This window comes from Streptomyces sp. NPDC000348 (assembly GCF_042898795.1).
Taxonomy (GTDB): Bacteria; Actinomycetota; Actinomycetes; order Streptomycetales; family Streptomycetaceae; genus Streptomyces.
In genome coordinates this window covers 29,178-48,248 of the sequence record NZ_JBIAZD010000012.1, presented here as the reverse complement: position 1 = coordinate 48,248, position 19,071 = coordinate 29,178, and the positions used below count along the sequence as shown (strand labels likewise).

General features: G+C 74.2%; 15 protein-coding genes. All 15 read right to left on the bottom strand.

Annotated elements, in window-relative coordinates; all coding sequences use genetic code 11:
* Positions 1 to 7 precede the first annotated feature (7 nt).
* From rfbC to asnB, 15 genes are read right to left on the bottom strand one after another with little or no spacing between them, the layout of a single operon-like run.
* Positions 8 to 559: a dTDP-4-dehydrorhamnose 3,5-epimerase gene (rfbC, locus tag ACFY3N_RS23330; RefSeq protein WP_390818634.1), complete on the bottom strand. Its 552-nt coding sequence runs from the start codon at positions 557 to 559 to the stop codon at positions 8 to 10.
* On the bottom strand, positions 556 to 1,764 hold the full coding sequence (locus ACFY3N_RS23325) for a polysaccharide pyruvyl transferase family protein (protein ID WP_390818633.1): 1,209 nt from the start codon (positions 1,762 to 1,764) through the stop codon (positions 556 to 558). The genes rfbC and ACFY3N_RS23325 overlap by 4 nt, the downstream gene beginning before the upstream one ends.
* Positions 1,761 to 2,708, bottom strand: coding sequence for a glycosyltransferase family 2 protein (locus ACFY3N_RS23320; RefSeq protein WP_390818632.1), 948 nt, complete (start codon positions 2,706 to 2,708; stop codon positions 1,761 to 1,763). The genes ACFY3N_RS23325 and ACFY3N_RS23320 overlap by 4 nt, the downstream gene beginning before the upstream one ends.
* The gene (locus ACFY3N_RS23315; RefSeq protein WP_390818631.1) at positions 2,708 to 4,000 is read right to left on the bottom strand and encodes a hypothetical protein; all 1,293 of its coding nucleotides are present in this window, start codon (positions 3,998 to 4,000) and stop codon (positions 2,708 to 2,710) included. The genes ACFY3N_RS23320 and ACFY3N_RS23315 overlap by 1 nt, the downstream gene beginning before the upstream one ends.
* On the bottom strand, positions 3,997 to 5,280 hold the full coding sequence (locus ACFY3N_RS23310; protein WP_390818630.1) for a DUF4910 domain-containing protein: 1,284 nt from the start codon (positions 5,278 to 5,280) through the stop codon (positions 3,997 to 3,999). Before ACFY3N_RS23310 ends, ACFY3N_RS23315 begins: the two co-directional genes overlap by 4 nt.
* On the bottom strand, positions 5,268 to 6,293 hold the full coding sequence (locus ACFY3N_RS23305) for an NAD-dependent epimerase/dehydratase family protein (RefSeq protein WP_390818629.1): 1,026 nt from the start codon (positions 6,291 to 6,293) through the stop codon (positions 5,268 to 5,270). Before ACFY3N_RS23305 ends, ACFY3N_RS23310 begins: the two co-directional genes overlap by 13 nt.
* 3 nt (positions 6,294 to 6,296) lie before the next feature.
* A complete protein-coding gene (locus tag ACFY3N_RS23300; protein WP_390818628.1) occupies positions 6,297 to 6,944 on the bottom strand; it encodes a PIG-L deacetylase family protein in 648 nt (215 codons plus the stop codon).
* Positions 6,941 to 7,735: a glucose-1-phosphate cytidylyltransferase gene (locus tag ACFY3N_RS23295; protein ID WP_390818627.1), complete on the bottom strand. Its 795-nt coding sequence runs from the start codon at positions 7,733 to 7,735 to the stop codon at positions 6,941 to 6,943. Before ACFY3N_RS23295 ends, ACFY3N_RS23300 begins: the two co-directional genes overlap by 4 nt.
* Before the next feature lie 11 nt (positions 7,736 to 7,746).
* The gene (locus tag ACFY3N_RS23290) at positions 7,747 to 8,982 is read right to left on the bottom strand and encodes a methyltransferase domain-containing protein (RefSeq protein WP_390818626.1); all 1,236 of its coding nucleotides are present in this window, start codon (positions 8,980 to 8,982) and stop codon (positions 7,747 to 7,749) included.
* Positions 8,979 to 10,187: a glycosyltransferase gene (locus ACFY3N_RS23285; RefSeq protein ID WP_390818625.1), complete on the bottom strand. Its 1,209-nt coding sequence runs from the start codon at positions 10,185 to 10,187 to the stop codon at positions 8,979 to 8,981. The genes ACFY3N_RS23290 and ACFY3N_RS23285 overlap by 4 nt, the downstream gene beginning before the upstream one ends.
* Before the next feature lie 2 nt (positions 10,188 to 10,189).
* Positions 10,190 to 11,422: an O-antigen ligase domain-containing protein gene (locus ACFY3N_RS23280; protein WP_390818624.1), complete on the bottom strand. Its 1,233-nt coding sequence runs from the start codon at positions 11,420 to 11,422 to the stop codon at positions 10,190 to 10,192.
* 1 nt (position 11,423) lies between these two features.
* Entirely contained in the window at positions 11,424 to 12,953 is a 1,530-nt protein-coding gene (locus ACFY3N_RS23275; protein ID WP_390818623.1) for a right-handed parallel beta-helix repeat-containing protein, read from the bottom strand.
* 3 nt (positions 12,954 to 12,956) lie between these two features.
* Entirely contained in the window at positions 12,957 to 14,936 is a 1,980-nt protein-coding gene (locus ACFY3N_RS23270; protein WP_390818622.1) for an alginate lyase family protein, read from the bottom strand.
* The gene (locus ACFY3N_RS23265; protein ID WP_390818621.1) at positions 14,933 to 17,119 is read right to left on the bottom strand and encodes a bi-domain-containing oxidoreductase; all 2,187 of its coding nucleotides are present in this window, start codon (positions 17,117 to 17,119) and stop codon (positions 14,933 to 14,935) included. Before ACFY3N_RS23265 ends, ACFY3N_RS23270 begins: the two co-directional genes overlap by 4 nt.
* 17 nt (positions 17,120 to 17,136) lie before the next feature.
* Positions 17,137 to 19,071: an asparagine synthase (glutamine-hydrolyzing) gene (gene asnB / locus ACFY3N_RS23260; protein WP_390818620.1), complete on the bottom strand. Its 1,935-nt coding sequence runs from the start codon at positions 19,069 to 19,071 to the stop codon at positions 17,137 to 17,139.

Genomic DNA, 19,071 nt, shown 5'->3' with positions numbered 1-19,071 from the left:
TGCGGCCTCACTTCTCCAGGTGCTTCAGGACCTCGGCGAGGCTCGGCGCCTCCCGGTCCCGCCGGGACATCGAGGTGACCGGCAGCGGCCAGTCGATGGCGAGCTCCGGGTCGTCGAAGGCGATCGTCACGTCCTCGGCCGGGTCGTGCGGGCGGTCGATCCGGTACGAGGTGTCGGCGGTCCCGGTCAGCGCCTGGAAGCCGTGCGCGCACCCCGCCGGGACGTACAGGGTCGTCTGCGTCTCGCCGGACAGCTCGAAGGAGGCCCGGCCCAGATAGGTCGGCGAGTCCGGCCGCAGGTCCACGACGACGTCGAAGATCCTCCCGTGGGAGCACCGCACCAGCTTGGCCTCGCCGGCTCCGGAGCGCAGGTGCAGGCCGCGCAGCACGCCCCGGACCGAGCGGGAGAGGCTGTCCTGGACGAAGGCGTCCGGGTCGAGGCCCACCGAGCGGACCACGTCGGCGTCGAAGGTGCGGCAGAAGAAGCCGCGTTCGTCGGTGTACGGCGTGGGCTCGAACAGGTACGCGCCGGCGATCGCCGGGACTTCGGTCGCCTTCAAGGTGTCTCCCGTACGGCGTGGGTGTGGTCGGTTGCCGGGAACAGGGCCGCCGTCAACGCGCTGAACTGGCGGTCGAGTTGCCCGGTGGTGACGCGGTTGCGCTCGGTCAGGGTCCGCCGCAGTCCGGCGGAGTGCCTCTCCAGCGACCGGAACTGTTCGAGCAGCCGGCCGGCGTCGACCTCGCGGGCCGGGTGGCAGTACGCGTCCAGGCCCATCCGGGCCATCAGCGCGTCGCTCTTCGCCGCGTAGCTGAGCGCGAGCGCCGGGGTGCCGGCCCTCAGCGCGCAGACCAGGTTGTGGTAGCGGGTCGCCACCACGGTGTCGGCCGCCGCCGTCTCCTTCATCAGGTCGGCCAGCGAGGCCGCCCCGGCGGCGGTGACCAGCGGCGAGTCCACCGCGCCGAGGACCGCCTCGACCACCGGGGCGTCGCACGCGTCGCCGGTGAGCAGCCGGACCCGCCGGCCCTCCTCGACCAGCGCGCGCACGAAGCGGGTCACCCCGTCGAGGTAGCGCCGGTGGATCTCCGCCGCCCGGGCGCGGTCGTCGTCGCCGCCGTGGAAGTCCATGACGCCGACGCAGACCAGGCCCGGGGAGGTGTCCGCGGGCGGCGCCGGCAGGGCGAACGCCAGGTCCGGGTGGACCTCGTCGCGCGTGGTGTCCACGCCCATCGCCCGCATCGCGTCGCGGGACGGGGCGTCCCGGTACGACCGGTACGCGGCCAGCCGCGCCGACCAGCGCACCAGGGCGCGGGTCGGCCGGCTGCCGATCGGGGCGGCGCCGACGCCGACCAGCGCGACCTTGGTGCGCAGCAGCCGGCCGCTCGCGCAGAGCAGGAACAGCGCGTACGGGAAGCCCCACGGCCGCAGCGGCAGCGTGGCCTCCAGGACGCCCATGCCGGGCACGATCACCACGTCGTGCCGGCGCACCCAGGCGGCGGTGCGGACGGCGTCGACGAGTTTGCCCAGCCCCTTCCCCGCGATCGCGCCCGCACGGGACGCGGTCCGGTACTCCCCGCGGTACCAGTGCAGCCGCGTCGCGGGGATCCCGTACCGGGCCGTCACCACCTCGGGTCCGCCGCACAGCGCGTCCACGGCCGCCTCCGGGTGCGCGGCGCGGAGGTACCCGAGCACGGCCTCGAGCGACCCGTCGTTGCCGAGGTTGCCGGAGCCGAGCAGGCCGAACACCCCGACGCGGACGGCGGTCACGTCCGCCTCCCCTCACGGCCGGCGACGAGGGCGTCGACGGAGACGGTGAGCCGGTCCGGGTCGACCGGGGCGCGGTCCTCGACCCGCTCGCCGGCGCCCGGCCGGGCCCGGCTGGTCATCCACGCGGCCAGGTGGCGGTAGCAGGCGCGCCGGTCGGCCGGGGACAGCGGCGCCCGCCGGACCGCCGAGACGAAGCCCCAGACGTACTCGGCGAGCAGCCGGGGCGTCGGGTGCAGCGGGCCGGCCCGGCGCGGGTCCAGGTTGACGCACCGGGAGCGCTTGGAGGGGTTCGCCCGCTCGGCGCGGGTGGGGTGGTCGCGGCGGAAGTACAGCAGCTCCGGCACCTGGTGGAAGGGACCGTGCAGGGTGAGCTCGGCGACGAACGTGCGGTCCGCGTGGTGGTAGCTGTCGTGCGGCCTCACCCGGCGCAGCACGTCGGCCCGCATCACCCCGTAGAAGTCGTCGCCGCCGGGCTCGAACAGCAGGCTGCGGAACCGCTCCGGCGCGTGCGGCGAGGCGGTGGCGAGCCCGTACGGGTAGGGGACCTTCACCCGGCCGTCGCCGTCGACGACCGCCTGGTCGGCGTGGGCGAGGATCACGCCGGGCCGCTCGTCCAGCGCCTCCACGCAGCGCCGCAGCAGGTCCCGGGCGTACAGGTCGTCGTGCGAGGCCCACTTGAACAGCTCGCCGCGGCACTCGGTGAAGACGTAGTTGTGGTTCGGCGCGGCGCCGATGTTCCGGGGCAGCCGGATGTACCGGATGCGGGAGTCCCGCGCGGCGTACCTCCGGCAGATGTCCCGGGTCCCGTCCGTGGAGGCGTTGTCGGAGACGACCAGCTCGAAGTACTCGTAGGTCTGGCCCAGCAGGGCGTCGAACGACTCGGCCAGGTACTCCTCGCCGTTGTACACGGGCAGGCCGATGCTCAGCCTGGGTCGGTCGGTCATCAGGTCCTCACTTCGGGAAGGGGGGTGGGGCGGCGCTCGCGCAGGGCGGACCGCAGGTGCAGCCACCACACGGCCGAGCCGCAGACGGTCGCGGCGGCGACGCCCCAGGCCGAACCGGCCGTGCCGGCCACGACCGCCCCGCCGAGCCCGCCGACGACGTAACAGGCGGAGGCGAACAGCTGGCTGCGCAGGCTGCGCCGGGCCGCGCCGAGCGCGCGCAGCCCGGCCGCCGCGCCGGTGCCGAGGCCGGCGCCGGCGACGCCGACCGTGACCGGCACGACGAGCTCCGAGGCGCCGCTCCAGACGCCGCCGAGCACGAACGCACCGGCCCGGTCCGGCACCAGCAGCAGCGCCCCGCCCCAGAGCAGCGCGGCGGCGGCCTGCCCGCCGCCGAGGAGGAGGCAGAACCGGCCGAGCCGGTGCGGGGCCCGCCGCAGCACCCGTGCCGCCTCCGCGACGGTCACCAGGGACAGCCCCATCAGCACGGCGAGGAACGGGCCGAGCAGCAGCTCGGCGCCCCGGATCACCCCGACCGCGCCGACCCCGACGATCGCGCCGAGCCCGTACGCCCGCAGCTGGCTCGCGCCGCTGTTGCTGACGTTCTCGGCCAGGTACCGGTAGCCGAGGTCGCGGTGCTCGCGAAGCCACTCGCGCGCCCCGGCCGTGCACGGCCGGATGCCGGACTGGAGGCAGCCGTACGCCGCGGCCACCGCGGCGGACCCGCCCCAGGCGAGCAGATACGCGGCCACGCTGCCCACGCGGGCCGCCGCCACCATGGCCGGGACGAGCGCGACGCCCCACACCAGGTCGTTGACGAACGCCTTCCGCCCGGTGCCGGCGGCGAAGAACGCGTACCGCCAGGCGTCCTGGAGCAGCAGCCCCGGCAGCATGACGCCGAGGCAGACGAACGCGGGCCCCACCCGGCCCCCGACCACGAGACCGGCCACCAGGCACACCGCGCCGACGACGGCACCGGCGCCGAGCGCGGTACCCGAGGAGCGGGCCACCGCCCCGCGCCAGGACGCCTCCGGCACGCCGCTGAAGCGCACCACGAGGGGGTCGGTGGCCAGCCCGCGGGAGACGTTGAGCACCACGCCGTACGTCACCCAGGCCAGGCTGAACACGCCGAACGCGGTCAGCCCCAGCGAGCGGGCCACGTAGATGCCCACCGCGAAGTTGGCCAGGCTGGAGGCGGCCTGGTCGGCCAGTCCCCACGACAGCCGGCCGGCGGTGGCCCGCCGGGCGGACCCGGCCGGTGTCGTCGTCTCCTTCCCGGTGGTCATCGGCGTCATTCCTTGATCAGCCCGGCACCGTGCAGGGCGTCCGCCGCGGCGGCGACGGTGTCGAACGGAAGCCCGGACCGCTCGGCGACGTCCAGCAGGCTGTGCCCGCCGTCGGAGAGGTTGAGCACCCAGAGCATGGCCATCTGGGCCTGCTTGGTGTCGCTGCGTCCGCCGAGCGCGTCGTACAGCCCGCGCCGCCCCAGCTGCGGTTCGCCGTACGGACTGAGGTTGACGTAGCGCCGGTTGCGGTCGAGGACGGCGAACGCCTCGCGGCAGACGTCCAGCGTGTCCGCCATCGCCTCCGGGGAGACGAAGTCCAGATCGTCCGCCGAGGTGTGGTACTCGGGGTAGCCGGCGTACGGGGTCCGGGTGAGCGAGCCCACGCCGAGGTCGAAACCGGGCGAGCAGTACTGCCGCTCGTCGTAGCCGTACGGAGTGAACCCGGTGATCCGGTGCGGGCGTTCCGAGACGGCCAGCACGTGCCGCATCACCCGGTCGATCTCCGCGTCGCCGCGCCTGCTCCGCTTGTACGTCAGGTCGCCGCGGTCGCCGGCGCAGGCCAGCACCAGGCCGTGCCTGACCCGCTCCACCCGCTCCCTGTTGCGGGCCAGCCAGGTGATCGCCCCGATGGTGCCGGGCGCGAAGACGAACCGGTAGGTGTGGTACGGCGTCCGCTCCGCCAGCGCCCGGGCCAGGAACGTCGCCACCGCGATGCCGGCCAGGTTGTCGTTGGCCAGCGACGGGTGGCAGACGTGGCAGGAGACGAGCACCTCGTCGGGGACCCGCCCGGGGACCACGTGCTCGGCGTAGGTGAGGTGGCCGTCCGCGAGGGTGGAGTCGATGCGCACCTCGTACTCGCCGTCCGGCAGCGCGTCCAGGGTCTCCTGGGCCAGGCAGAACCCCCAGTCCGGCCGGTAGTAGCTGGTGCGGTACGGCACCCAGGACGGGTGGTCGGGCAGGGTGTGCAGGTGTCCGCGCAGCTCGGACAGCGGCATGGTCGCCGACACCGGCACGCTGTAGCCGAGCACGTGCAGGCTGGATTCGGCGAAGTCGACGACCCGGCGGCCGGCGGCGTCGGCGATGTACGCGTCCCGGATGTTCCACTCCTGCGGCACCGTCCAGTCGAGCACCCGGGTCCCGGTCGGCACCTCGTGCACCCGCAGCGGGAGGTACTCGCCGACGATCTCCAGGGTGGCGCGCACACCGTCGCCGGTGATGCTCCGGCACAGCGGGTACAACCGCTCCACCAGGGCGTACATCTCCTCGCCGGTCCCGGTCACCGGCGCCACCGCAGGGTGTCGTCGACGGTGCCGGCCTCGGACGCCGCGCGCAGCACGGCGAGGCGGGTGAAGCGCCGCTCGAAGTCCTCCCGGGTCAGCCCGTGCTCCCGGTAGGCGTCGGCGAGTTCGAGCGCGCCCCGCTTCACCGTCCACTCGCAGTCGAAGCCGGGCACCGCGGCGCGGAACCGGGAGAAGTCCACCCGGTACGACCGCGGATCGGCGCCGGTCTCCCCGGTGATCACCACCTTCGAGCCGGACACCGCCTCGGCGACCTGCCCGGCGATCTCGGCGACCGTGACGTTGTTGACCTCGCTGCCGATGTTGAAGGCCCGGTCGTGCACCGCTTCCCGCGGCGCGGTCAGCGCGGCGGCGAAGGCCCGTGCGATGTCGGCGGCGTGCACCAGCGGGCGCCAGGGGGTGCCGTCGGAGAGCACCAGGACCTCGCCGGACAGCAGGGCGTGACCCACCAGGTTGTTCAGCACGATGTCGGCGCGCAGCCGGGGGGAGTGGCCGAAGGCGGTGGCGTTGCGCATGTACACCGGGCTGAAGTCGCCGTCGCAGAGCGCGTGCAGGTCGTCCTCCACCCGCACCTTGGACTCCGCGTAGGGCGTCACCGGGCGCAGCGGGGCGTCCTCGGCCACCAGGTCGTCCCCGCCCGCGGCGCCGTACACCGAGCAGGTCGACGCGTACAGGAAGCGCTGGACCCCGGCGTCCCGGGCCAGCCGGGCCAGCCGCACGGACGCGTGGTGGTTGATGTCGTAGGTGAGCTCCGGCGCCAGCGATCCCAGCGGGTCGTTGGACAGGGCGGCCAGGTGGATCACGGCGTCGGCCCCGGCCACGTGCTCGGCCGTGACGTCGCGCAGGTCCACCCGGTGCCCCGGCGGGTCCGCGGGCGCCGGGCCCAGGACGCAGTCGGCGAACAGGCCGGAGTCGAGCCCGACGACCTCGTGCCCGGCGGCCGCGAGGACCGGGGCCATCACGGTGCCCAGGTATCCCTGGTGTCCGGTCAGCAGTACGCGCACAGTTCATTCCCCCAGGTCGAGAGTGAGTTTGGTGACGGCGAACGCCTCGGCGTAGCGCGCGTGGCATTCGATGCCGCGGATCCGCGCGAGGCCGAGGAAGGCCTCCCGGTCGTACCAGGGCCGGTGCCGCTGCGAGGGGTAGTGCTCCTGCAGCAGCCGCACCTTCTCCTCGGCGGTCCGGGGCGACAGCGGCTGGTACGCCGCCATGCGGCCGAGGTCGCCGTCCCACTTGACGATCTCGTAGCCGAGCACGAGGTGGTCGCGGAACGCGGTGGGCATCAGCCGCGCCAGGCCGCGGTGGTCCTGGTGCGCGTCATCGGCGCGCGGGGCGAGGACGAGCTCCGGCTCGGTCCGCGCGCGCAGTTCCTCGACCGCCGCCTTGGCCTCGTCCCAGTGCACGGGCATCCGGCCGTCCGGCAGTTTGAGCACGGTCAGCCGCAGATCGGCGCCCGGGCAGAAGGCGGCGAGCGCGGCCCGCTCCTCCCGCTCCCGCTCGCCGCCGCCGCCGGAGAGCACCAGCGCGTCGACGCGCAGGCCCGGCCGCGCGCGGCACATCGCGAGCAGCGTGCCGCCGGCGCCGATGGCGATGTCGTCGCAGTGCGCGCCCACCGCGACGATCCGCTCCAGCGGCCCGGCCCCGAGCCGGATCACGCCTTCGCTCCGGCACAGTCCCGCTCCCACACGGCCCACGGGCGGTCGCCCCGGGCGTAGGCCGCGTCGAGCGCGGCCCGCTCCTTCACGGTGTCGGTGGGCTTCCAGAAACCGCGGTGCCGGTGCGCCACCAGCCGTCCGCGCTTGGCCAGCTGAGTGCATCCGTCGGCGACCAGGTCCCCGTTCTCCGGTATGTGGTCGAAGACCTCCTGGCGCAGCACGAAGTAGCCGCCGTTCTCCCACAGCGGCAGGTCGCTCACCGCGGTGATGCCCCCCACCAGGCCGTCCTCGCCCAGGTCCACGCAGTGGAACGAGGACTGCGGCGGCACCACCATCATCGACGCGCCGGCGTCGCGCCGGGCGAACCGGTCGATCATCTCGTCCAGCGGGGCGTCGGTGAGCACGTCGGCGTAGTTGGCGAGGAACATCTCGTCGCCGTCCAGGTGGTGCCGCACCCGGCGCAGCCGCTCCCCGATCGGCGACTCGACGCCGGTCTGCGCGAACGTGATCGTCCAGTCCGCTATGTCGGTGGAGAGCAGCTCGGTCCGCCCGCCCCGCAGCACGAAGTCGTTGGACGTCGTCTCCTCGTAATGGAGGAAGAAGTCCTTGATGTGGTGCGCCCCGTAGCCGAGGCACAGGATGAACTCCGTGTGCCCGAAGTGCGCGTAGTAGCGCATCACGTGCCAGATCAGCGGCCTGGGACCGACCATCGCCATCGGCTTGGGCACGTCGTCCGCGGCGCCGCTGCGCATCCGCATCCCGTAACCGCCGCAGAACAGAACGACCTTCATGCTGTGACCTTTCACGATGCGCCCTCGACGATGCTCAGTTCCGGGATGGGGAAGACCAGCCGGCCGCCCCACTCGTGCACGAAGGACAGCTGCCCGACCAGTTCCTCCCGCAGGTTCCACGGCAGGACGAGGACGTAGTCGGGCCGGTCGGCCGCCATCCGCTCGGGCGGCAGGATCGGGATGCGGGTGCCCGGGGTGAACCTGCCGTGCTTGTAGGGGTTGCGGTCGACCGTGTACGGGAGCAGATCGGGCCGGATGCCGCAGTGGTTGAGCAGGGTGTTGCCCTTGCCCGGGGCGCCGTAGCCGACGACCGTCTCGCCGCGCTCGGCCGCCTCGACGAGGAACCGCAGCAGATCCCGGCGCACCTTGGCCACCCGGGCGGAGAACTCGGTGTACCCGGCCAGTTCCCGCAGCCCGGCGGCCTTCTCCCGGTCCAGTGCGTCGGCCACCCGCCGGGTCGGCTCGCCGGCCGCCTCGGCGGGCCGGGCCCACAGCCGGACGGAGCCGCCGTGCGTGGGCAGCAGCTCGACGTCCACGAGCGCGAGTCCGCCGCTCGCCAGCGCCCGGATCGCGGACGCGACCGTGTAGTACTGGAAGTGCTCGTGGTAGATCGTGTCGTACTGGTTCCCCTCGATCAGGGTCAGCAGGTGCTGCACCTCGACGGAGACCCACCCGTCGTCGGCGACCAGGGCGCGCAGTCCCCGGGTGAACCCGACCACGTCGGGGATGTGCGCGTACACGTTGTTGGCCACGACCAGGTCCGCCGGGCCGTGCTCGGCGCGGACGGCCGCGCCGGTGTCCGGGGACAGGAACTCCGTGAGCGTGGGCACACCCGCCTCGCGCGCCGCGGCGCCGACGTTCACCGACGGCTCGATGCCGAGGCAGCGGATCCCCCGGTCCACCACGTGCCTGAGCAGGTACCCGTCGTTGCTCGCGACCTCCACCACGAAGGCGTCGGGGCCGAGGCCCACCCGCGCAGCGGCGTCGGCGACGAACGTACGCGCGTGCTCCACCCAGGAGGTCGAGTAGGAGGAGAAGTACGCGTACTGCGTGAACGTCTCCTCCGGTGTGATCAGCGGAGGTATCTGCGCGAGCCAGCACTCGGTGCAGACCCGCAGGTGCAGCGGGTACGCGGGCTCCGGCAGGTCCAGTTGGTCCGCGGCGAGAAAGCTCTCGCACGGTGGCGTCGCCCCCAGGTCGACGACGCTCGCCAGCGCCGCCGAGCCGCAGAGTCGGCATCGTGTCATCTACTGCCCCCCATCGATTCCGTCCGACCCGCGATCGCGGTGCGGTACTCGTCCACCAGGCGCTCCAGCCCGACGGCCGGGCTGAAGTCCTGCTCGTAACGGCGCCGGGCCGCCTCGCCCATCTCCCGGCCCAGGTCCGGCCCGGCCGTGATCCGGCGCAGGCAGGACGCGAGCGAGGCGGCGTCGCCCGGCCGGTGCAGCAGCCCGGTCCCGCCGTCCTCGACGAGTTCGACGAAGGCGCCGTGACCGGCGGCGACGACCGGGACCCCCGCCGCCATCGCCTCCACGACCACCAGGCCGAAAGCCTCCAGCCACGTCGAGGGAGCCACCACCGCGACCGACCGCGCGACGGCCCGCCGGCACTGCGCGGTGTCGTACAGGCCGACGTACCGCACGTCGTCCCGGCCCGCCGCCCAGGCGGTCACCTCCGCCTCCAGCGGACCCGCGCCGGCGATCACGAGCGGCACGCCCGCACCGCCGTCCGCGGCGACCGCGTCCCACGCGGCCATGAGCAGCCGCACGCCCTTGGCCTCCGCGAGCCGGCCGAGATAGAGCAGGTGCTCGCCGGGCCCCGTGCGGCGGGCGCCCGGGTCGGGGACGAAGTTGTGCTTCACCGCCAGCCGCCCGGCCGGCATGCCGGCCCGTACCAGGACGTCGCGCTGCGCCGCGGAGATGCAGAGGAACCGCTCCACGCCGGTCCACCACCGCCGCCGGTTGACCGACAGGCCGACCGCGAGCGGCACCGTCGCCAGCCGGGAGTTCCGGTAGCAGCCGTGCCGGACGGCGGGCAGCGGCGCGGACCCGACGCACTCGGTGCACGGCCGGCCGTCCCGCTGCAGCGTGCCGGGCGGGCAGACCTGGGTGTAGTTGTGCAGCGTGGCGACGGCGGGCACGCCCGCGTCGGCGCAGGCGGCCAGCACCGCCGGCGACAGGAGCGGGAAGACGTTGTGGACGTGCACCACGTCCGGCCGCCCGGCACGGAGCCGGGCGGCGAGCTCCGCGCGGACCGCCGGGTTCCACGGCACGAGGAACGGCAGCGCGGCCTTGGCCGGCAGGGACCGGGCGGCGATGTCGTCGCTGCGCCGCTCGAACACCTCGACCCGGTGGCCGGCCCCGCGCAGCAGCGCCACCTCCTGGTCGACGACCTTGTTCTCCCCGCTCGGCTGCGCCGAGGCGTAGCGGTTGTGCACCACCAGGACGTGCATGCTCAGGTCACCTCCGATGTGCGGGCCCAGCCCGGGACGCGTCGCCCGGGGACCCCGGGCGACGGGCGGTCGGCGGTCGCGGCGGGTGCCGCCAGCAGCGAGGCGGCCACGGCCAGATGCAGCAGGTACGGCGAGGCGTCGCCCAGCCCGGCCTCGGTGTACGACGCGATCGCGCAGTAGCTGATCAGGAAGATCGCGCAGGCCCTCGACAGCGACGGCGGCCGCAGCAGCGCGACGCCGCCCAGCACGAGGAAGACCGCCGCCACCAGCGCGACACCGGTCATGCCCTGCTCGTGGTAGACGGCCAGCCAGCTGTTGTCGATCGGCAGCCCGCCGAACGACTTGTCGCCCAGGCCCGTGCCGAACAGCCGCTCCGAGGTCGTCCGGGGCTCCGCCAGCAGGGCGTCCCAGACCTTGGCCCGGCCGGTGAGGCTGGTGAAGTTCTCCTGGCTCTGCCCGCGCAGGAACCACGCCTGCAGCGCGGAGCCGAACCCCACCGCGACCACGGCGGCGCACAGCACCGCCCAGGCGAAGAACCGGCGGGCGGCGGCACTGGTCAGCACGAGCGAGCCGATCGCCAGCGCCAGCCCGGCGAGCAGGCCGAGCGTGGCCGTCCGGGTGTGGGTCAGCGCGAGCAGGACGAGCGCCGGCACGACGACCAGCGCCGCGCTGCCCCGGTCGGTCCGGCGGCCCAGGAGGAGCAGCACGGTCAGCCCGGTGATCACCGCGGCGTACTGCCCGATCTGCGGCGGGGTGAGCGGCCACAGCGCGCCGACCAGCCGCCCGCCGTAGAGCTCGGGCAGGGCGGTGCCCGGCGAGACGACCAGGCCGGCGGCCACCGACCCGAGGACCACGAAGTACATCCGGATGTGGTGCCGGACGAACGTCGTGCCGCCGTCCCACCAGCGGCTGAGCAGCCACAGCGTGGCGACGAAGAGGGCCAGCCGGGCGCAGCGGAACAGCGCGCCGAACCCGGACTCCGGGTCCGCGCTGGAGATCACGCCCGGCACCAGCAGCAGGGTGAGCAGGAGGACGTAGGCGCTCGGCCGGACGCGCAGCCGGAGATTGACCGCGAGCGCCAGCGCGAACGCGGCGACCAGCGCACCCATGGTGACCATCTGGATGAGGGAGCGCGGCAGCGGGACGACGGTCCTCGCCCCGGCGGAGCCGAGCGTGTTGAGGACCAGCAGACCCCAGACCACCTGGACGATCCTCGACGTGCGGTCCGCGCCCATCTCAACCACCGTCCCCCGCGCGGAAGGCGCTGCCCGCGTCCTGCCGGTACGGCGCGCCCTGCCACTGCGCGGCATCGAGCGTCCGGCTCGGGTCGTGGGCGACGAACGTCCACGGTCCGACGTAGACGTTGTCGTGCCAGCGGTTGTGCTGTTCGAGGGTGATCGCCTCGGCCACCCGCTCGCCCTGGTACGGGGACCAGTCCGGATAGGTGCCGTAGTTGGCCAGCAACGCCATGCGGTCGCACTTCACCGCGCAGCCGACGACGGACTTGTCCAGCACGAAGCGGTTGTCGTGGATGTCCACCCGCTGGGTCCTCCACCGGCAGTCGGCGTAGAGCGGTGCGGTGGCGATCGCCGGCGGCGCGCAGCGGCCGGTGTCCTCCACCAGCAGCGTGCAGGCACCGGACGAGGTGTTGGCCGGGCTGTTGCAGAACCGGTCGGCGTTCTCCCACAGGGTGATCCCGGACCAGTTGTCCTCCAGCACGTTCCGGTGGATCTCGATCCTGTCCGTGCGGGCCTCGATCCGGGGTTCGCCGCCGGACTCGGAGAGGTAGACGGTCGCGAACGGGAAGGTGTCCCCGCGGTCGGCGTACCTGCGGCCCTCGACCCAGTTGTTCCGCCGGATCGTGTTCTTCCGGATGACCGCGTTGTAGCTCGTCTCGTAGATCAGCGCGGCGCCGTCGTTGGCCTCGAGCACGTTGCCCTCGATGCGGAAGTCGTTGTTGTTGGTGTCCGCCCACAGTCCGGCTCCGCGGTTGTCGTGCACCCAGTTGTCGCGTACGTCGGCGCCGTCGACGGCCCAGAACTTGACGCCTCCGGTGCAGCCGCAGCCCGGCCGCCGCCGCTCCCAGTCGTCCGTGTTGTTGCCGGTGATCTCGTTGCCCTCGACCACCAGGCCGCTGATGGAGTCGCCGCTCTTGTACGCGTTCAAGCCGTACTGCCCGTTGTCGCGCAGGCAGTTGGCGCGGACCTGCTGGCGGGCGCCGGCCATCAGCCCGGCGCCGGAGTTGTCCCGGATCGTCGTGTGCTCGATCACCCAGCCGTCGGCCGAGTCGTGGTTGACCACGCCCTCGTCGTGCGGTGCGACGAAACCCCGCACGGTCAGGTGGCGGACGGTGACGTCGGGGGCGGTGCCGCCGAACGCGTACTGGTTGGTCCTCCGGCCGTCGAGCACCGCGCCCGGCGCGCCGAGGTACCGGTTCCCCTTCTTGGGGACGACCTGGGCGTAGCGGTCCGGCGCGAGCCTGTGTGTGCCCGGCCGGAGCCAGAACGTGGTGTGCGCGGGGCTCTTCCTGGTCTTCGCGGCCAGGTCGCCGACCACCGCGGGGTCGACCGTCACCGCGCCCGCCGGCGCCTTCGCCGGCCCGGCGGCGGGCCCGGCGCACACCCTGGCCACGGACGCGGGGGGCGCGCCGGACGCACCGGCCGGCTCCGCCGGGGCGTCCGGCGTGCCCGTGCAGCCGGTCACGGCCAGCAGGGCCAGCGCCAGCGGTGCCGCCGGTAACGCCCGGTGCCGCCACTCGATCCTCACGCGTCAGGCCCCCCGACCGCGGAACCCGAGCACGGTGGTGAACTCCTCCGCGCCGTCGGTGAAGCCGGTGCCGACCAGCGTGGTGGCGGGTTCCCTGCGCCCGAAGCCGGCGGAGTACCAGCCCAGCGGCGGGTCGCTCTCGCCGCGGTGCGCCCGCCAGCTCAGTTGTCCGGGCAGGTCGAGCGCCGCGGAGCGATCCTCGCCGTCCCGGGTCCAGGTGAGCTCCGCCCGGTTCCCCGCCAGCTCCGCGGCGATCGCCGGGCCGAGGTGGAACGCCAGGCGCACGGCCCGGCGCGGGCCGCGCACCTCGTCGACCACCCGCAGCTCCCGGCGCGCGGCCGTCAGCTCCACCCGGCGGCGGTGCACGGAGGGCCGGTAACCGTCGTGCTCGGCGCACCAGCGGACCGTCCCCCCGGCTGAGGCGCCGGAGGTGTCCGCGACCAGGACGCGGCTGCGGGCGTGCCGGGTCCACAGGAACGGGCCGCCGGAGACGGACTGGTCGGCGCCGTCCACCTGCACGGTGTTGTGGCCGAGGGTCGACCGGAAGTACCGCCGCCACTCGGGCTGCCCGTGGTAGCAGTACGTCCCCGGGTCGGCGAGCACGTCGACCCCGTCGTGCCGGACCTCCACGGACAGCGCGTCCGCGTGGGCGTGCGCGGCGATGGACAGGAATCCGTGCGGACCGCCGTCGCAGCGGCACCAGATCTCCTCCGGACCGCGCAGCACGGTGAGCCCCGCGTCGGCGAAACGGTCCGGCCGGCTCGCCGGGCGGGACACGGCCGGCGCGGTCCCGCCGTCCGCGTACGGCCGGACGAGCGCGGCCAGCAGCGGGGTGCGCACGTCGGTGCCGGTCACCGCCGGCCACCAGGGGAGCCGGCCGAACACGGCGTCCCCGGTGGCCAGCAGCGAGGCCCAGCGGTCGGTGCCCGCGCCGTCCAGGACCAGACCGTGCCCGTCGTCCGCGTCCCCCTGGCGCGGCGGCCGCAGCCGGTTGTCCACGACGGCCGCGAGCGCGTCGGTCATCCGCAGCAGCACCAGCCGGACGGACGCGGGGACCGGCACGCCGGCGGTGTCCGCCTCGGCCACCGCGGCCAGTCCGAGCTCCAGCACCAGTCCGTGGTACTCGGTGGCGAGTTCGCGGTTGAGACCGGACGCGAAGGTGTTGGCCCGCAGGTGCCGGTCGAGCGACCGCAGCGCCCCGTCCCGCCAGCGCGCCGAGGAGGGGAACCAGCCGAACGCGCAGGATGCGGCGAGCTGCCCGGCGGCCTCGGCGATGACGTGGTTGTTCGCCGAGGACCCGCGGCTGGGGAAGGCGGCCAGCCAGCGCTGGTGGTGCCAGATCTGCCCGAGCGCCTCGGGGTCGTCCTCGAACAGCCCGGCCGCGCCCGGCCAGCCGTCGAGCAGCCGGCGGATCCACACCCAGGACAGCAGCCGGATCCCCAGCTCGATGCCGCTGGTCCAGTGCACGCCGCGCAGCGGCGGGTTGGCCGCCCACCACGACCGCAGGTGCCCGGCCACGCGCTCGGCGTACCGGTCGTCCCCGGTGAGCGCGTAGGCGGCGGCGAGCACGGTGAGGTACTGGTGCCGGGACGGCTCCCAGATCTGCTTGATGTCCCCGACCGCGTCCTCGTCGCGGTACGGCACGTCGAAGGCGTGGCCCCCCGGGGCCCGGCGTCCGGTCCTCGGGTCGTACCACCAGTCCGGGTCGATCAGGTCGTCGCGCTCCACGCCGAAGTACTCGACGCGCCCGGCCATCAGCCGGTCCGCCCCGGCGACGAGCCGCTTCGCGGCGTCCGGCGGCACGGCGGCGAGCGCCCCGGCGGGCAGGACCGCGGTGAACCGGGCGCCGGTGACGTCCGGGCACTCCGGCGGCGGCGCCGACCGCCACCGCCGCCTGCGCACCGTGTCGCCCACCCGGCCGGCGATCTCCGGCGGTCCCATCCGGGACAGCCGCCGCAGGTACCAGCCCACGTCCATCGTCATCGCGCCCCCGCCAGCGTCACCGGCGCACCGGCGGCCAGGCCGGTCCGCACCGCGAGGGTGGCCGCCGTGGTGGCGACCAGCGACTCCAGCGGCACCGGCATCGGCCCGCCGGTCCGCACGGCCTTGACGAACGCGGCCAGTTGGGCGGACTGGCCCTTGTCCCGGGCCCTGGGCAGCCGCGAACTGACCCACCGCTTGCGGCCGTCGTACACGGAGGCGCGGACGAAGTCGTCGAGGCGCAGCGCGCGGCCGTCCGCGACCAGGTCCAGGGTCTCCTTGGGGAAGCCGGACGGGCCGGTGGTGACGTAACCGATGGTGGCGGTGGACCCGTCCGGGTAGCGCAGCACGACCTGGAGGTCCTCGTCGCCGGGCGTGGTGATCGCGTACACCGAGTCCGGGTCGGCCCCCAGCAGCCAGCTCGCCGTGTCGATGAAGTGCCCGCCCTCGCCGGCGAACCGCGAGCCCTCGGTGCCCTGCCGGAGGTACCAGCTGCCGTGGTCGAGGCGGCCCGCGTTGACCAGGTAGCGGACGTGTCCCGGCCCGGTGCGGGCGCCGAACCGCTCCCCGGCCTCCCGCAGCAGCGGCGCGAACCGGCGGTTGAAGCCCACCTGGAGCCGGTCGTTGCCGGACTCCTCCACCGCCGCGAGCACGCCGGCCAGTTCGTCCTCGGTGAGCGCCAGCGGCTTCTCCACGAACACCGTCTTGCCGGCCAGCAGCGCCCTGCGGGTCAGTTCGGCGTGCGAGCTGTGCCGGGTGACCACGAACACCGCGTCGACGGACTCGTCGCCGAGCACGGCGTCGAGGTCGGTGGTCGCCCTGCCGAAGCCGAACGTGCGCTGCGCGTTGGCCGCGGACAGCGCCGTCGTGGTGACGACCGCCGACAGCTCGACGCCGTCGCGCCGCGCCAGGTGCGGCAGCAGCATCGACGACGCGTAGGTGCCCGCGCCGACGAAGGCGAGGCGCACCGGCGTCCTGACCGCCCGGGCCGGGGCGGGCGCTTCGCCGCCACGCCGCACCGCGGGCACGGCCACCGCCGGGGCCCGGTCCCCGGCCGTCTCCTGCCCGGGGTACCGGAACAGCACGGCCACCGCCTTCAGACCGCCGTCCTCAAGGCTCCGGTACGTCTCGACGGCGTCGTCGAAGGCGGCCGTGTGCGAGACCAGGGGCTCCACGTCGACGCGGCCGCGGGCGACCAGGTCGAGGAAGCACGCCAGGTTGCGGCGCTCGGTCCAGCGCACGTAGCCGATCGGGTAGTCCCGTCCTTCGAGCTCGTACTCCGGGTCGTAGCGCCCGGGGCCGTACGAACGGGAGAACCGGACGTCGAGTTCCTTCTCGTAGTACGCGTTCCACGGCAGGTCCAGGCGGCACTTGCCGATGTCGACGACCCGGCCGCGGTCCCGGCTCAGCCGGGCGGCCAGCTCGACGGGCTGGTTGCTGCCGCCGCCGGCGGCCAGGTACACCTGGTCCACGCCGTGACCGCCGGTGAGTTCGGCGACGGACGTCTCCACGGCCGCGGACCCGGGGTCCCCGCAGGCCGCCGCGCCCAGCCGCTCGGCGAGTTCGCAGCGCACCGGATCGGGGTCGGCCCCGACGACGCGGACCCCCGAGGCGGCGAGGAGCTGCACGACCAGCTGCCCGATCAGCCCGAGGCCGATGACCAGGGCCACTTCGCCGAGCTGTGGCTCGCCCCGGCGGACGCCCTGCAGCGCGATCGACCCCACGGTGCCGAAGGCCGCGTGCCGCGGCGCGAGGCCGTCCGGCACCCGGGCGTAGAGGTTCCTCGGCACCCAGTTCAGCTCGGCGTGCAGCGCGTGCTCGTTGCCGGCGCAGGCCACGAGGTCACCGACCGCCACGTCGTCGATCCCGGCGCCGACCTGCTCGACCACCCCGCACAGCGAGTAGCCCAGCGGCGTGTAGGAGTCCAGCTTGCCCATCACCTTGCGGTAGGTGGCGGGCACCCCGTTGGTGGCGACGCTCTGCATGACCTTGGCCACCTGGTCCGGCCGGGAACGGGCCTTGCCGAGCATCGACATGCCGGCCTCGGAGACCTTCATGAGCTCGGTCCCGGTGGAGATCAGCGAGTAGGCGGTCCGCACCAGCACACCGCCCGGCTTGCAGCCCGGCGCCGGCACGTCGAGCAGCGCCAGCTCGCCGCTCCTGTAGTTCTGCACAACCTGTTTCACCCGAAGTCCTCTTGTCTCTACGCCGTCATGGCAGGGGTCCGGCCGGACCCGGAGGTCGCGCCGCGATACCAGTACTCGAGGGTCAGCACATGCCACAGATGCTTGGAGAAGTCCCGCTGCCCGGCGGCGTCCTCGGCGACGAGCCGCTGCAGCGCGTCGCGGCGCAGGATCCCGGAGCGGACGAGCAGGCCGTCGTGCACCACCTCGCGCACCAGCGGTGCCAGGTCCCGGCTCATCCAGGCCCGCAGCGGGGCGCTGAACAGGCCCTTGGGCCGGTACACGATCTCCCGGGGCAGGATCGAGCAGGCCGCCTCCTTGAGGACGGCCTTGCCCTGCCGTCCGACGATCTTGCGGTCACCGGGCACGGCGAACGCGGCCCTGACCACCTCGACGTCCACGTACGGCACCCGCACCTCGGTCGACGCGGCCATGCTGGAGCGGTCCGTGTAGGCGAGGTTCAGGCCCGGCAGGAACATCCGGGCGTCGCCCAGGCACATGCGGTTGACGAAGTCGTCGAGGTCGTTGTCCCGGTAGACGTCCGCGTGCTCGGTCAGCACGTCGTCGACCGTGTGGGCCAGGTCCGGGGAGACCAGGGCGAGCAGCTCGTCCCGGTCGTACATGGTGTAGCTGCGCCGGAACGCGGTCTCCTCCGGCAGGCCGGCGAAGGAGAGGAACCGCTTCGCGAAGCGCACCGACCGGTACCCCCGGCGGGCCGAGGCGACCGGCAGCCGGTCCACGGCCGCGGCCACCCCGCGCCGCAGGGGCCGCGGGACGCGCTGGTAGCGCAGCGCCACCAGGTTGGCCAGGTGCTTGCGGTACCCGGCGAACAGCTCGTCGGCGCCCATGCCCGAGAGCAGCACCTTGACCCCGGCCTCCCGGGCGGCCGAGCAGATCAGGAACGTGTTGATCGCGGCGGGGTCGCCGATCGGCTCGTCCAGGTGGTACGTCATCCGCGGCAGCAGGTCGAGCACGTCGGGAGCGATCTCGATCTCGTGCAGGTCGACGCCGAACCGCCCGGCCACCCGGCGGGCGTACCGAAGGTCGTCGGGCATCGCCTCGAACCTGGCGTCCTCGGCGCGGAACCCGATCGTGTAGGCGGAGATCCCGGGCCGGTGGCGGGCCGCCAGCGCGGTCAGGTAGCTGGAGTCGAGACCGCCGGACAGGAAGGTCGCCACGGGCACGTCGGCGAGCAGGTGCCGTCGGGTCGACTCCTCGACGACGGCGGCCAGGTCCGGCCGTTCACCGCTGCGGGCCCGCTCCCGGCCCTCGGCGGCGACGTCCCTCAGGTTCCAGAACCGGCCGCGCTCCACCCGCCCGTCGGGCCGGCACCGCAGCCAGCTCCCCGGCGGCAGCTTCTCCGCCTCGTGGAACGCGCACCGCGAGTCCGGCACCCAGTAGTACAGCAGCGAGGCCACAAGGGCCGCGTGGTCCACTTCCAACGTTCGGCCGGTCACCGCGGCGAGCGACTTGAGCTCGGAGGCGAACACCAGGCCCTCGCCGCGCCGGAGCAGGAACAGCGGTTTGACGCCGAGCTGGTCGCGGGCGAGCACCAGCTCACCGGTGCGCTCGTCGAAGATCCCGAACGCGAACATGCCGCGCAGCCGGGGCAGGCACTCCGTGCCCCAGCGCCGCCAGGCCTCGAGGACCACCTCGGTGTCGGAGGTGCCGCGGAAGCGCGCCCCGGCGGCCGCCAGCTCGGCCCGCAGCTCGGGCGCGTTGTACAGCTCGCCGTTGTACGTCAGGACGAGGCCGCCGGAGGCCATCGGCTGGGCGCCGGTCCCGGACAGGTCCACGATGGCGAGCCGCCGGTGCCCGAGGTGCACTTCGCCGTCACCGACGGGGTGGCTGTACCGGCCCGCCCCGTCCGGACCGCGGTGGGCGAGGGTGTCGGTGAGCCGGTCGGTCACGGCCTTCCCGTCCGGCCACCGGTACGTGCCTGCGATGCCACACAT

Excerpts from the sequence above, each read along its gene's own strand:
- ACFY3N_RS23320 (WP_390818632.1), bottom strand. The coding sequence starts at position 2,708 with ATGACCGACCGACCCAGGCTGAGCATCGGCCTGCCCGTGTACAACGGC.
- ACFY3N_RS23315 (WP_390818631.1), bottom strand. The coding sequence starts at position 4,000 with ATGACGCCGATGACCACCGGGAAGGAGACGACGACACCGGCCGGGTCC.
- ACFY3N_RS23295 (WP_390818627.1), bottom strand. The coding sequence starts at position 7,735 with ATGAAGGTCGTTCTGTTCTGCGGCGGTTACGGGATGCGGATGCGCAGC.
- ACFY3N_RS23290 (WP_390818626.1), bottom strand. The coding sequence starts at position 8,982 with ATGACACGATGCCGACTCTGCGGCTCGGCGGCGCTGGCGAGCGTCGTC.
- ACFY3N_RS23285 (WP_390818625.1), bottom strand. The coding sequence starts at position 10,187 with ATGCACGTCCTGGTGGTGCACAACCGCTACGCCTCGGCGCAGCCGAGC.
- ACFY3N_RS23280 (WP_390818624.1), bottom strand. The coding sequence starts at position 11,422 with ATGGGCGCGGACCGCACGTCGAGGATCGTCCAGGTGGTCTGGGGTCTG.
- ACFY3N_RS23270 (WP_390818622.1), bottom strand. The coding sequence starts at position 14,936 with ATGACGATGGACGTGGGCTGGTACCTGCGGCGGCTGTCCCGGATGGGA.
- asnB (WP_390818620.1), bottom strand. The coding sequence starts at position 19,071 with ATGTGTGGCATCGCAGGCACGTACCGGTGGCCGGACGGGAAGGCCGTG.